This is a genomic window from Anaeroplasma bactoclasticum (assembly GCF_003550015.1).
GTDB classification, from domain to species: Bacteria; Bacillota_I; Bacilli_A; order Acholeplasmatales; family Anaeroplasmataceae; genus Anaeroplasma; species Anaeroplasma bactoclasticum.
Window position 1 is genome coordinate 1 of sequence record NZ_QXEV01000015.1, and the last position, 12,719, is coordinate 12,719.

The window sequence follows — 12,719 nt, forward strand, 5'->3', positions numbered from 1 at the left end:
CTATTATCCTTAATGCCTTCAATATCAATATTCCGGCAAAATTATATAAACCAGCTGAACTTAGAAAGCTTAAAGTAAGCATAAAATTGTGATTGTAGGTACAAATGTAGGTACATAAAAAAACAAAATAAAAAATGGCCTCAACAGGCAAAAAATCCAGTAACCAAGCCAAATGTTACTGGATTTCTTTATATATCAACTGGCAAACTCGGGTTATATCATAAACATTCTTTATATGTATATAAAAAAACGTATTTTACGAATAAATACGTTTTTATAAATCTATTTTTTGTATGCATTACGAATTAAATTCGCATCACATAACGCAATAGCTAGACATGCTTCTAAAACTACCATTGCTCTTAGGATAATTGCAGCATCATGTCTTCCTTCGATTTCTAAGGATTTTACCTTATCGTCTCTAAAATTATATGTCTCTTGCTTTAATCCAATGGATGGAGTAGGCTTTACAAAGACTTTAACAACAATAGGATTTCCATTAGAAATACCACCATTAATACCACCATTGTTATTAGAAAGTGTAGTACCTTTAGAATCTATAATCTTATCATTAAATTCAGAACCCTTTAATCCAACGCCATCAAATCCAATACCAAATTCAATTCCTTTTACTCCACCTACAGAAAACATCAAGTGAGCAATTGTAGATTCTAATGAATCAAAATAAGGTTCACCTAATCCTACAGGTAATCCTGTAGCTGTTAAAGTAACAATACCACCAACAGAATCCTTATTCTCTACTGCTTCTTTTAAAATAGATTGAAATTTAGATTGGTCCTCGCAACCATTTAAATTTGTTAGGCTCGTATGGAATGTAACTCCCTTTAACATCTTTTTAGCTACAACACCTGCAGAAACTAAACCTAAGGTTAATCTTCCAGAAAAATGGCCACCACCTCTATAATCATTATAGCCATCATATTTTATATGTGCTGTGTAATCTGCATGGCTTGGTCTTGGCTGATCTATCAAATTAGAATAATCTTTACTTTTAGTATTTGTATTTACAAAGGATAAAAGAATTGGAGCACCTGTAGTATAGCCATTAAATACGCCACTGATAATATGTACCTCATCTGCCTCAATTCTTGGAGTAGTGCCTAATCCTCCTGCCTTTCTTCTAGATAAGTCTAAAAGAAAATCCTCTTCTGTTAAAGGAATTCCAGGCTTTACTCCATCAAGTAAAATACCAACGCCACCACCATGGGATTCGCCATAGATATTAATTTGAAACAATCTTCCGATATGATTCATATTCTATCCTCCTACTTGTTATTTTTATTTATTAAATCCTTTTGATACTCCTTAGATGCATTTAAAACACCCTCAAAGAAGGTAAGATAATACTTCTCAAGTTGCTTATTGGATAGAGTTTCAAGATTTCTAGATTTAATAGTATCTTCACGAATGGAATCCAATACAGGAATATCATTTTCCATTTTATATTCTGCAACCATGGAAATCGCAGCCATTCTTTTAATGAATAGATAAATCATTTCATTATCTACTTCATTAATAATCTCTCTTGCTTCCTCTAGCTTATTCTTCATATTCTATCTTTCCTCCTAGTCTTTCAAATACTTCCCAAAAGTTAGGGTAGGATTTTGAAACACAACCAGCATTTAATATTTTAATATCGCCTTTAGCCTTAATAGATGCCATCGCAAATGACATAGCTACTCTATGATCATTATGGCTATCAATAACGCCACCAGTGAATGAATCTACTCCAAAAATTTCCATTCCATCCTCATGCTCAATGATATTCGCACCAAGCTTTTCAAGCTCTTCTTTCATACAAGTGATTCTATCGCATTCTTTAATTCTTAATCTTCCAGCATTGATAAATTCCGATTTACCTTCACTTAAGGATGCAAGCACAGTAAGTGCTGGTCCCAAATCAGGGCTTTGACTAAAATCAATAATAGCGCCCTTTGTTTTTATAGAATCTGCATATAATTCATCATTTTCATAATGGATTTTAGAAGAAAAATCTTCAATATCCTTTAATATTTTCTTATCTCCTTGATGAGAATCCATATTCATAGCTTTAAGCTTAATATTTGCCCCTAAGCAATCTGCAACTAAAAAGAATGCAGATTGGGAGAAATCTCCTTCAATTGTATAATCACATGGAGTATAGCTTTGATTTCCTTTAATATAGAATTCCTTATAATCCCTATTTTCAATTTGGATACCAAATTTCTTTAGCATATCTAAGGTTAAATCAATATATCCTTTAGACTCTAAGGTGGTTGTAATTTCTATTTTAGAATCCCCATCTAAGATAGGTAGGGCATAAAGAAGCCCTGTAATAAACTGGCTAGATATATCTCCTCTTACCTTATATACACCACTTTTAATTCCACTCTTTACCTTTAAAGGAAGATAGTCCTCTCCTCTTTCATAAGAAATACCTTGTAAATCAAATATTTCTAAGAATGTATCTAGAGGTCTTTTTACTAAATGATTTTCTCCTCTAAATTCCATAGGAGCATCACATACTAACGCAATTGGAATCATAAAACGAATAGTAGAGCCTGATTCATTTGCGTTAATCATAGATTTTACTCTTTTTACTTTAGAACCATATATCACTAAATAATCATCATATTCTTCTATAATTGCTCCACAAGCCCTCATAGCCTCTATAGTTGCTTTAATATCTTTAGAATATAAAACATTGGAAATAACACTTTTTCCTAAAGCTAAGGATGCAGCAATAATTGCTCTATGAGATAAGCTTTTAGAAGGTGGAATCATTATACTTCCTTCTAGTTTGGATGGCTTAATTGTTACATTCATTTTCCTTCTCCTTTAAATCATCCTCACGAATTGGATATATTACAGCCTCACCTAGCTTTGTAATAAAAATAAAATTAATAGTTCCTGCTATATTCTTTTTATCATAAACAACATCAGCTAAATATTCCTTATAATCATACTCTACCTGTGGGAATCCATATTTATCTAATATACGATTTATAGTGTCTTTAGCTAAAGGATCTGTTACACCTAAATCCACACCCATAGTAAGTGCCATTCTCATACCAATTCCTACCGCAACACCATGCTTATAGCCATATTTTAATTCAATGGCATGACCGAAAGTATGACCAAAGTTTAGCTTCATTCTCTCGCCAGTATCAAATTCATCAATTTCAACAACCTTTTTCTTTACAGATAAAGATTCTTTAATTATTTCCTCATCAACCCCTGGTCTAGTATCTAATAAATCAAATAGCTTTTTATTACCAATCGCACCATGCTTAATTAATTCACCCATACCGCTGATATATTCACTAGGCTCTAGTGTATTTAATACTTTAGGGTCAATTAAAACCATAGATGGCTGCTTAAATGCTCCTAAGATATTCTTTCTTCCAAAGAAATCAATTCCTGTTTTACCTCCAATGGATGAATCCATTTGAGATAATAAGGATGTAGGTATACCAATATATGGAATACCTCTATATAAAGTGGATGCCACAAAGCCAGTTAAATCCCCAATTACTCCACCACCTAGGGCTAATAATAAATGATTTCTTCTTATATCTTTTTTTAATAATTCCTCACAAATATGGGAATATTCTGTTAAGCATTTTGATGCTTCCCCATGAGGAATAACTACAGATTCTACTGTAAAATCCTTTTCTAATACAGTAGTAACCTTTTTTAAATAAAGCTTTGCAACATTATCATCTGTGACAATAAATACTTTATTATTCTTATATATTTGTTTAATATAATCCCCTATATGATCAAATAGTCCATCTTCAATAATGATTCTATAAGAGGTGTGTGTTAAATTTATTTCAAGTTCCTTCATAATTATTTTTCCATCTCTTTCCTAATCTTTGTTGAAGAACGGAATAATTCACATAAAGCATCCTTATCCTCACGGTATAGTGCCATTTTTAATAAATCTAATTCAAATTCAAAGGAGGCAATATGCTCAAGTAAATATTTTCTATTCTCTAAAAAAAGCTCACTCCATAGATTCTCATTAATCATTGCAATTCTAGTTAAATCTCTATAGGAATCTCCAATATAGTATTTCGTATCACTATCATGGTCAGAGTTAACCAAAGAAACTGCAATTGCATGAGTAAGCTGAGAGGTAAAGCCAATCATTCGATTGTGCTTTTCAATATCCATTACAGATATTCTTTTAAATCCTAAATCTGTACCAATTTGTTTTAATAATTCAATTGCTTCTTCCTTTGTATCTTTTGTTGGTGTAATAAGATAATTTGCACCACCAAAAACACATTCTGTAGAATAAGCAATACCAATTTTTTCTCTACCTGCCATAGGATGATGAGAACAATACGTTGCAGGTTTTGATAATTTTGTTGCTTCATATATAAAATCACTCTTTACTCCACAAATATCTGTAATTACTTGACCCTCATGGAAATATTCTTTATATCTTTCAACGAAGGATACAATTGCCTTAGGATATATCGCTAAAACAATTAAATCGGATTCCATAATAAATTCCTCTGGATGAACAGAACCATTAGAAATATATTTCTTTTCTAATGCATAATCAATAGAATCCATATTGATATCCGATCCATAAACTGTATATCCTTTATTGGACAAGCGGTATGCATAAGCACCACCCATTAAGCCTAAACCTACAATTAAAACTTTCATAATCATCTTCCTATCTGTAGTATAAATATACTACACCATAATATAGGATTTTAGCATATAATCCAACACTTTGCAAGAAAATGCACAAAACTGAACAAATAGAAAAAAGAGGCTTATGCCTCTTTGTCATACTTCTCTATATATCCCATCGCAATAGAATATTTACCATATTTTAATACCATCTGTGGTGGCATTTCAAAACATGGTATTTTCAAATCTGGAAAGCTTTTTTCAAGCTCTTTTACAAATGCTTTTGTATATAAGGACCTCTCATTTGTATATAAAACAAATGGAACTACCTTCTTGCCATCCATTTCCAATAATAATACATCTATATATGGATTTATTGTCTTATTTTTTTCCTTTAAGCGGAGGAAGGAGGAATCACTTTTTCTAATAAAATACATTATAGAATTATTACCACTTATTTCAAATCCTTCATCCTCGGAAGAATACTTTTCAATTCTATCGGTTTTATCCTCTAAAGGAGAATATAAAAAGATTGCATTTTTAGAATCATAAAAAGCTAATGCTTTTTCTATTTCCGGAATAGATTTATTATCAAAAAACATCTTTTGAGCTTCCTTAGCCATATAAGCTACTGGTAAGCCTTCGGATTTTACGATGTAATAAAAGTATTGAACATTATGATTTTCTTTTACATATTTTTCTATTAATGGCTTATAATATTCTAGCTTTTTACTCGATAATATAAAATAAAATCTATCATGACCATCTAATACAAAATCCTCTAAAATATCCCTTAATACTTCTTCACTACATCCCTTTATTTCTGGATTTGCGTTACTGTCATATTTCAATCTTAAATCAAAAGCGTAAAAATCCATCTCCGAAGCATTTTTATATATCTCCACAGGAGAAAAGTGAATTTCATCTGGTAAAATTCCAAGAATAGATGGTTCTGGAATAGCTTCAACACCACAATCTGAGGATACGATTACCTTTGTTTTCAAAGTATCACCACCTAACACATAAAGTATATCACAATTTCAATTAACATTCTTCTCTTTTTGATTTTAGATATTTTATTTCTTGCATAAAGCCATCTAAATCATTCGGTGTTTCTAAATAGAATGGAATAGCCTTTAGTAAAGGATGATTGATGATACGTACTAATGTATCCAATCCAATAGTTCCTTCTCCAAGCTTTGCATGCTGATCCTTATGGGAATTAAAGGGAACCTTGGAATCATTTAAATGAATAGCCTTTAATCTATCTAAACCAATTACTTCATCAAAATGCTTTAAAACACCATCTAAATCATTTACAATATCATATCCTGCAGAATATATATGGCATGTATCTATAGTTACACCTATATGCTCCTTATATATTACTCCATCAATTATTTCTTTTATTTCCTCAAATGTAATACCAAGCTCACTACCCTTACCACTCATCGTTTCTAAAAGGATAGTTGTTGTCATATCCTTTGTCATTACTTGATTTAATACATCGATTATTTCTTTTATACCAACACTTCTTTCTTGTTTACCACAAGAACCAGGGTGAAAATTATATAAAGCATTACCAAATTTTTCTAATATAACTAAATCCTCTTTAAAGCAAATTAATGCAAATTCCCTAACATTTTCTTTTTCTGATGCAGGATTTAGAGTATATGGTGCATGACATAGTAACCCTTTAATATTGTTTTCTTTAGCAAATAAAAGAAAATCATCTAAATCCTTTTGGTTAAAGGCTCTAGCCTTACCACCTTGTGGATTTCTAGAAAAATATTGGTAAGTATTTCCACCAATCGATATAATATTTTTAGCAGTTTTATAATATCCATCTACGATAGATAAATGACATCCTATTTGAAACATAAAATACCTCGTCTTAATGAGATTATAACAATAATAAAGAGAGAAAAAAAGAGTCCATTTTGAAATGGACTCTAAAAGTTATATAGTTATTACTTAACGTCAACTAATTCTAACTTCTTGCCAACGATAGTGATGATTGTATCATCAGCTTCAAGCTCTAATGAAGCCTTTGCCTTTGCAACTGCATCTGCAAGCTTACCAACAAGTGGCTGAATACCGAATAAGATAGAAGCTGTACGAGCATCATCAGCATTGTCAAATGCGAAGAATACGTCAGCAGCAGGACGGAACTGAGAAATAGCTAAAGCTAATTCAATGTCGCCCTCAACAGCGATTGCTGGAACTTCGAAGTTGTTAGCTAATGTAGCTGCAGCTAAACCTAAAGCATCTGCCTCATTCTGGTTTTCCTTCATTTCAACTACATTTCTAATCATTAATTCATAATCGATAGAGTCTTCCGCTCTCTCATCAATCTTAGCCATGTAAGATACTGCTTCGAATGGATAATCACCCTGAGCAGACTCACCAGAAAGCATTGTTGCAGATGTACCATCTAATACTGCATTGTGAACGTCAGAAACCTCTGCACGAGTAGGTCTTGGGTTCTGCTGCATAGAGTCTAACATCTGAGTAGCTGTAATAACAATCTTACCAGTAGACTGAGCTAAGAAAATCATCTGCTTCTGGATTTCAGGTAAATCCCAAGCATCAACGTCAACACCTAAGTCACCACGAGCAACCATTACACCATCAGAAAGCTTAACGATTTCTTCCATGTTAGATACACCCTCTTGGTTCTCAATCTTAGAGATAACCTTAATATGAGTGTTGCCCTTAGCAGCTAAAATTTCACGAATCTGACGAATATCATCAGGACGACGAACGAATGAAGCAAAGATGAAATCTAATCCCTGATCACAAGCGAATTCCATATCTGCCTTATCCTTTGGAGAAACATAAGGCATATTTAAGATAACGCCTGGAACATTACAGTTTCTCTTATTCTTGATCTTACGATCGTTCTGAGCCTCACAAACTAATTCATGATTAGCCTCATCCTTCTCTAATACCTTAAGTGTTAAGTTACCATCTTCAATTAAGATTCTTCCACCAACAGAGATATCATCATATAAACCAGCATAAGAAATAGCAATCTTATCCTTATTTCCTAAATAAGAATAATCCATAGTTACACGGATAATATCACCCTTGTGTAACATAACTGGCTCATCATTCTGTAAATAACCAGTACGAATTTCTGGACCCTTAGTATCTAGTGCGATACCTGTGAACCAACCATGCTCCTTATTTAATTCCTTAACGTTCTTAATACGGAATCCCTGCTCTTCATAATCACCATGAGAGAAGTTCATTCTCATAACGTTCATTCCTGCAATTCCGATTAATCTCTCAAGAGATTCCTTCTTTTCAGAAGCAGGTCCAATTGTACAAACAACCTTAGTCTTTTTCATTTCTTTTCTCCTTAAATATTATTTTAATTTTTGAACTAAATTGTGTAACTCCTCGCTTGGAATATTCTTCATATTCAAAGCCTCTTCAATAGGTGTACTGCGGAGTTCATTGTCAATTACACCTACGCAGACTCCTGATACCCCCTGCTTAAGAAGGTCAACCGCAAACCCACCTAATCTAGCAGCAAGTAAACGGTCTTCAGGTGTAGGAGTTCCACCACGCTGAACATATCCTAAAACCGTAGCACGACATTCATATCCAGAATAGTCCTCTACTTCTTTAGCTAACTGGTAAACGTCTGTCATATTTTCAGATATAACAACGATTGCATGACGACGACCGGCAAGTCTATTTTCCTTTAAATCCTTTAAAAGCTTTTCCTTGTCAAGGCCAGTCTCATTTGTAAATATATACTCGGCACCTGTGCATAATCCAGAATATAATGCTAAATCACCACAGTGTCTACCCATTACCTCAATAATAGAGCATCTTTGATGAGATGATGAGGTATCCTTAAGCTTATCGATTGCATCACAAGCTGTATTTAAGGCAGTTGAAAACCCAATAGTATAATCACTAGATGCAATATCATTATCAATTGTACCAGGAATACCAATTGTTTTAATTCCCATATGGTGAAGTGCTAATGCACCAGCATAAGTACCATCGCCACCAATACAGATTAAAGCCTCGATATCATTCTTTTGTAATTGCTTTACGGCAAGCTGTCTTACAGCCTCATACTTGAATTCAGGAAGTCTAGCTGTACCTAAAATAGTACCTCCACGATTTAGAATTTCAGAAACATCGCTTCTAGTAAATTCCTTAAATCTTCCTTCAACAAGACCACGGTATCCATCCGAAACACCGAATACTTTATCTCCGTTAGATAGTGCTGCACGCACAACCGCACGGATAGCTGCGTTCATACCAGGAGAGTCTCCTCCAGATGTTAAAACACCAATTCTCATATTTTCAGCTCCTTATGAAAATATTTACTACCACATAGCATTATATCACATTTTTGTCAGCCTTCAAGGGTTTTTCTTTTTACAAACATAATTAGTAATTATGAAAGTGAAAATAAAGCACTATTTTTCTATAATAAATGACATTTTACCGCCACTTTGGTAAAATGTTTATACAAGGTGTGTGATAAAAATGAAAATTTGTAAGGGTGCTATGATACTAGGTCAATCCGGTGGACCTACTTCTGTTATAAATGCTAGTGCCGCTGGTGTTTTTATAGAAGCATTAAATAATGAAAATATAACTCATGTCTATGCTGCAAGTCATGGAATTAAAGGAATATTAAATGAAGAAATATTTGATATCAACCAAGAAGATATAAAAGAATTAGAATTGTTAAAAACAACTCCATCCTCTTCTATTGGTTCTGTCAGATATAAATTAAAGGATTACAAGGAAGATCCTAGTGAATACTTAAGAATTCTAGAGGTATTCAAAAAATATGATATCCGCTATTTCCTTTATAATGGTGGAAATGATTCTATGGATACTTGTAATAAAATATCTAAATTCTTTAAAGAAAATAGCTATGAATGCTATTGCATAGGAATTCCTAAAACCATCGATAACGATTTAGCATTTACAGACCATACTCCAGGGTTTGCAAGTGTTGCAAAATATATTGCAACAACCATTATGGAAGCTAAACTAGATGCCACCGTTTATGATACTCCAATGATTATCATATTTGAGGCTATGGGAAGAAATGCTGGATGGTGTGCTGCTTCTGCAAAGCTTGCAGAATATAAAGGCTTAGGAGCTGATTTAATTTATGTGCCAGAAATCACCTTTAGCTTTGACAAATTTTGGCAGGATGTCGAAAAAAAGATTAAAGAAAACAATGGTAAGGTTATTATAGTTGCCTCAGAAGGAATTAAAATAGAGGATGGAAGATACGTATCTGAATTAAATGAATCTAGAGGAGAAAAGGACTCCTTTGGTCATGCTCAAATGGGTGGTACTGCTTCTGTTTTAGCAAGCTTCTTAAGAAGCAAAACGAAAATTAAAGTCAGAAGCCTAGAGCCATCATTAATCCAAAGATCAGCCGCTCATCTTGCATCTAAGGTAGATGTTATAGAAGCCTATGAGGCTGGTAGATTTGCAGTAAAATTAGCTTTAAATCAAGAAACCGATTATATGGTAGGATTTAAAAGAAAGCCTAAAGAAATATATTCTATAGAATATATAAAAATACCACTAGAGGATGTTGCGAATGCAGAAAAAAAGCTTCCTTTGGAATGGATTTTAAAGGAAGAATCCAATATAAGTGATGATTTCATTTCTTATTGCTTGCCTCTAATTCAAGGAGATATGAAAGCTCCTTTGGAGGATGGTCTTCCTCGCTTTGCAAAATTAAAGAAAATACTTGTTAATGGAAACTGACGATTGTCAGTTTTTATTATCTTCTTCTCCAAAGATATAGAAACGAAAGGATAATCATGTTATAATTATTCTAATAGAAAGAAAGGAATAAGATTATGAAAAGATTAGTTACTAGAAGTGATTTTGATGGACTTGTATGTGCCATGATTTTGAAAGAATTAAATCTTATTGATGAAATTAAGTTTGTACATCCTAAGGATGTTCAAGATGGAAAAATTGAATTATCAGAAAATGATATCACAACCAATTTACCTTTTGACCCAAGAGTAGGATTATCCTTTGACCATCATGAAAGTGAAATGGATCGTACAAAAGCTTTAAATACTAAGGATAAGCTAATCATTGATCCAAATGCGAAATCTGCAGCTAGAGTAGTATATGAATACTATGGTGGCGAAAAGGTTTTGAAGAAAATTTCTAAAGAATTAATGGAAGCTGTAGATAAGGGTGATTCAGCAGATTTCACAAAGGATGAAATATTAAATCCTACAAGATGGAGCCTATTAAACTTCATTATGGATGCAAGAACTGGTCTTGGTAGATTCCATGATTTTAGAATCTCTAATTATGATTTAATGATGGAATTAATTGATTATTGTCCAAATCATACAATTGAAGAAATTCTACTTCTTCCTGATGTAAAAGAAAGAGTAGATTTATACTTTGAACAAGCAAAGCTATTTGAAGCACAATTAAGAAGAATTGTTAAAGTACATGATAAAGTAATATTGATAGATTTAAGAAATGAAGATGTCATCTATGCAGGTAATAGATTCTTCGTTTATGCATTATACCCTGAATGTGAAATATCTATTCATGTTGCGTGGGGATTTAAAAAGCAAAATACTGCAGTTATGATTGGTAAGAGTATTATTAATCGTAACTCAGATTTTGATATTGGTATGCTATGTTTATCTTATGGTGGTGGAGGACATAAAAATGCCGGAACCTGCCAATTAGATAATGATAAGGTAGATTTAGAATTACCAAAGATTATAGAAAAAATAAATAAGAATAATGGATAAAAAAATAACAGGAAGGCCAACTAGCCTTCCTGTATTTTTTATTACTTAATGTTTGCAACACGTACAGTGTCTCTTGCAATCATAACCTCTTCGTTTGTAGGAATAATCCATACCTGAATCTTTGAATCAGGTGTAGAAATAATTCTTTCATCAGAGAATGTATCATTTAGCTTTTCATCAAGCTTAACACCAAGTGGAGCTAAACGAGCAACAATCTTCTGTCTTAAATGCTTTAAGTTTTCACCCATACCAGCAGTGAAGGCAATTACATCAACCTTACCACCTAAATATAACCAATAAGAAGCAATATAATCTGCAACTCTCTTAGCCTGAACATCGAATGTTAATTTACATCTATGATCTCCATTGTTCATACCTTCAGTTACGTCTCTAGCATCATTAGATCTACCAGATAATCCTAAGTAACCAGACTTCTTATTTAAGATATTAACAACTTCATCAGCAGTCTTGCCTTCCTTATTGCAAATATAAGAAACTACTGTTGGGTCAATATTACCTGTACGAGTACCCATTGGAATACCTTCAAGTGGTGTTAAACCCATAGATGTATCCTTACATTTACCACCTTCAACAGCACTAATAGATGCACCATTACCTAAGTGGCAAACAATTACATTTGTCTCATTTAATGGCTTACCAATTAATTCTGCTGCTCTTTGAGATACATACTTGTGAGATGTACCATGAGCACCATACTTACGAATACCATACTTTGTATACCATTCATAAGGAATTGCATACATATATGCCTCTTCAGGCATTGTCTGATGGAATACAGTATCAAATACTACTACCTCAGGAACCTTTGGTAATGCCTTATAGAATGCTTTAATACCAACAATATGAGCTGGGTTATGAAGTGGAGCTAAATCTGCTAAATCAGCAATCTTATTAACAACAACTCCATCAGGACCATCAACTAAAGTTGAATCCTTAAAATATTCTCCACCCTGGACAATACGATGACCTACACCGTTAATTTCATCAAGGCTCTTTAAAATCTGTTTATCAATTAATGCATCTAATACTAACTGTACACCCTCAGCATGAGTAGGAATAACTGGTGTAGTTTCTTCCTTCTTTCCATTATACTTTAAAGTAACAATACCGTTTAGAGGCTTACCACTACCATCAACAGAACCAATCTTTTCAACAGTTCCTGATGCGATAACCTTTTCCTCTGGCATCTCTAATAACTGGAACTTAATAGAGGATGAGCCAGCATTTACTGCCATAATCTTAGCCATTTTCTTT

12 protein-coding genes are annotated in these 12,719 nt (G+C 33.1%); 2 read left to right on the forward strand and 10 right to left on the reverse strand.

The annotated features are described in order from the left end of the window. Positions 1-282 precede the first annotated feature (282 nt). The 9 genes from EI71_RS06505 to pfkA all read right to left on the reverse strand — a co-directional run bounded on the left by EI71_RS06505 (position 283) and on the right by pfkA (position 8,978). Positions 283-1,275 (reverse strand): chorismate synthase, encoded by a 993-nt coding sequence (locus EI71_RS06505; protein WP_119016449.1) that lies wholly within the window; start codon positions 1,273-1,275, stop codon positions 283-285. A gap of 11 nt (positions 1,276-1,286) precedes the next feature. Further along, positions 1,287-1,571 (reverse strand): chorismate mutase, encoded by a 285-nt coding sequence (locus tag EI71_RS06510; protein ID WP_119016450.1) that lies wholly within the window; start codon positions 1,569-1,571, stop codon positions 1,287-1,289. Next, a complete protein-coding gene (gene aroA / locus EI71_RS06515; protein WP_119016451.1) occupies positions 1,561-2,826 on the reverse strand; it encodes a 3-phosphoshikimate 1-carboxyvinyltransferase in 1,266 nt (421 codons plus the stop codon). The genes EI71_RS06510 and aroA overlap by 11 nt, the downstream gene beginning before the upstream one ends. Continuing rightward, positions 2,810-3,850 carry a 3-dehydroquinate synthase gene (aroB, locus tag EI71_RS06520; protein WP_119016452.1) on the reverse strand — a complete coding sequence of 347 codons (1,041 nt, stop codon included), beginning with the start codon at positions 3,848-3,850 and terminating at the stop codon, positions 2,810-2,812. Before aroB ends, aroA begins: the two co-directional genes overlap by 17 nt. 2 nt (positions 3,851-3,852) lie before the next feature. Beyond that, entirely contained in the window at positions 3,853-4,683 is an 831-nt protein-coding gene (locus tag EI71_RS06525) for a prephenate dehydrogenase (protein WP_119016453.1), read from the reverse strand. A 113-nt stretch (positions 4,684-4,796) separates the two neighbouring features. After that, positions 4,797-5,657 (reverse strand): hypothetical protein, encoded by an 861-nt coding sequence (locus tag EI71_RS06530; RefSeq protein ID WP_119016454.1) that lies wholly within the window; start codon positions 5,655-5,657, stop codon positions 4,797-4,799. A 40-nt stretch (positions 5,658-5,697) separates the two neighbouring features. Next, positions 5,698-6,534, reverse strand: a complete 837-nt coding sequence (locus EI71_RS06535; protein ID WP_119016455.1) for a deoxyribonuclease IV — start codon at positions 6,532-6,534, stop codon at positions 5,698-5,700. Between the two features lie 89 nt (positions 6,535-6,623). After that, positions 6,624-8,006 (reverse strand): pyruvate kinase, encoded by a 1,383-nt coding sequence (gene pyk / locus EI71_RS06540; protein WP_119016456.1) that lies wholly within the window; start codon positions 8,004-8,006, stop codon positions 6,624-6,626. An 18-nt stretch (positions 8,007-8,024) separates the two neighbouring features. Next, positions 8,025-8,978, reverse strand: coding sequence for a 6-phosphofructokinase (gene pfkA / locus EI71_RS06545; RefSeq protein ID WP_119016457.1), 954 nt, complete (start codon positions 8,976-8,978; stop codon positions 8,025-8,027). A 190-nt stretch (positions 8,979-9,168) separates the two neighbouring features. Between pfkA and EI71_RS06550 the strand changes: the two genes are divergently transcribed. Both EI71_RS06550 and EI71_RS06555 read left to right on the forward strand, forming a co-directional pair. Further along, positions 9,169-10,419, forward strand: coding sequence for a 6-phosphofructokinase (locus EI71_RS06550; RefSeq protein ID WP_162849842.1), 1,251 nt, complete (start codon positions 9,169-9,171; stop codon positions 10,417-10,419). Positions 10,420-10,514: 95 nt separating this feature from the next. Next, positions 10,515-11,444 (forward strand): DHH family phosphoesterase, encoded by a 930-nt coding sequence (locus tag EI71_RS06555; protein ID WP_119016459.1) that lies wholly within the window; start codon positions 10,515-10,517, stop codon positions 11,442-11,444. Between the two features lie 41 nt (positions 11,445-11,485). Here EI71_RS06555 and EI71_RS06560 read toward each other — a convergent pair whose 3' ends face one another. Further along, positions 11,486-12,712, reverse strand: coding sequence for an acetate kinase (locus EI71_RS06560; RefSeq protein WP_119016460.1), 1,227 nt, complete (start codon positions 12,710-12,712; stop codon positions 11,486-11,488). Positions 12,713-12,719: the final 7 nt, after the last annotated feature.

What these genes read in the sequence shown, in the direction of transcription:
- EI71_RS06560 (WP_119016460.1), bottom strand. Translation starts at nt 12,712, where the DNA reads ATGGCTAAGATTATGGCAGTAAATGCTGGCTCATCCTCTATTAAGTTC.
- EI71_RS06525 (WP_119016453.1), bottom strand. Translation starts at nt 4,683, where the DNA reads ATGAAAGTTTTAATTGTAGGTTTAGGCTTAATGGGTGGTGCTTATGCA.
- aroB (WP_119016452.1), bottom strand. Translation starts at nt 3,850, where the DNA reads ATGAAGGAACTTGAAATAAATTTAACACACACCTCTTATAGAATCATT.
- pfkA (WP_119016457.1), bottom strand. Translation starts at nt 8,978, where the DNA reads ATGAGAATTGGTGTTTTAACATCTGGAGGAGACTCTCCTGGTATGAAC.
- EI71_RS06510 (WP_119016450.1), bottom strand. Translation starts at nt 1,571, where the DNA reads ATGAAGAATAAGCTAGAGGAAGCAAGAGAGATTATTAATGAAGTAGAT.
- EI71_RS06535 (WP_119016455.1), bottom strand. Translation starts at nt 6,534, where the DNA reads ATGTTTCAAATAGGATGTCATTTATCTATCGTAGATGGATATTATAAA.
- EI71_RS06555 (WP_119016459.1), top strand. Translation starts at nt 10,515, where the DNA reads ATGAAAAGATTAGTTACTAGAAGTGATTTTGATGGACTTGTATGTGCC.
- EI71_RS06550 (WP_162849842.1), top strand. Translation starts at nt 9,169, where the DNA reads ATGAAAATTTGTAAGGGTGCTATGATACTAGGTCAATCCGGTGGACCT.
- aroA (WP_119016451.1), bottom strand. Translation starts at nt 2,826, where the DNA reads ATGAATGTAACAATTAAGCCATCCAAACTAGAAGGAAGTATAATGATT.
- EI71_RS06505 (WP_119016449.1), bottom strand. Translation starts at nt 1,275, where the DNA reads ATGAATCATATCGGAAGATTGTTTCAAATTAATATCTATGGCGAATCC.
- pyk (WP_119016456.1), bottom strand. Translation starts at nt 8,006, where the DNA reads ATGAAAAAGACTAAGGTTGTTTGTACAATTGGACCTGCTTCTGAAAAG.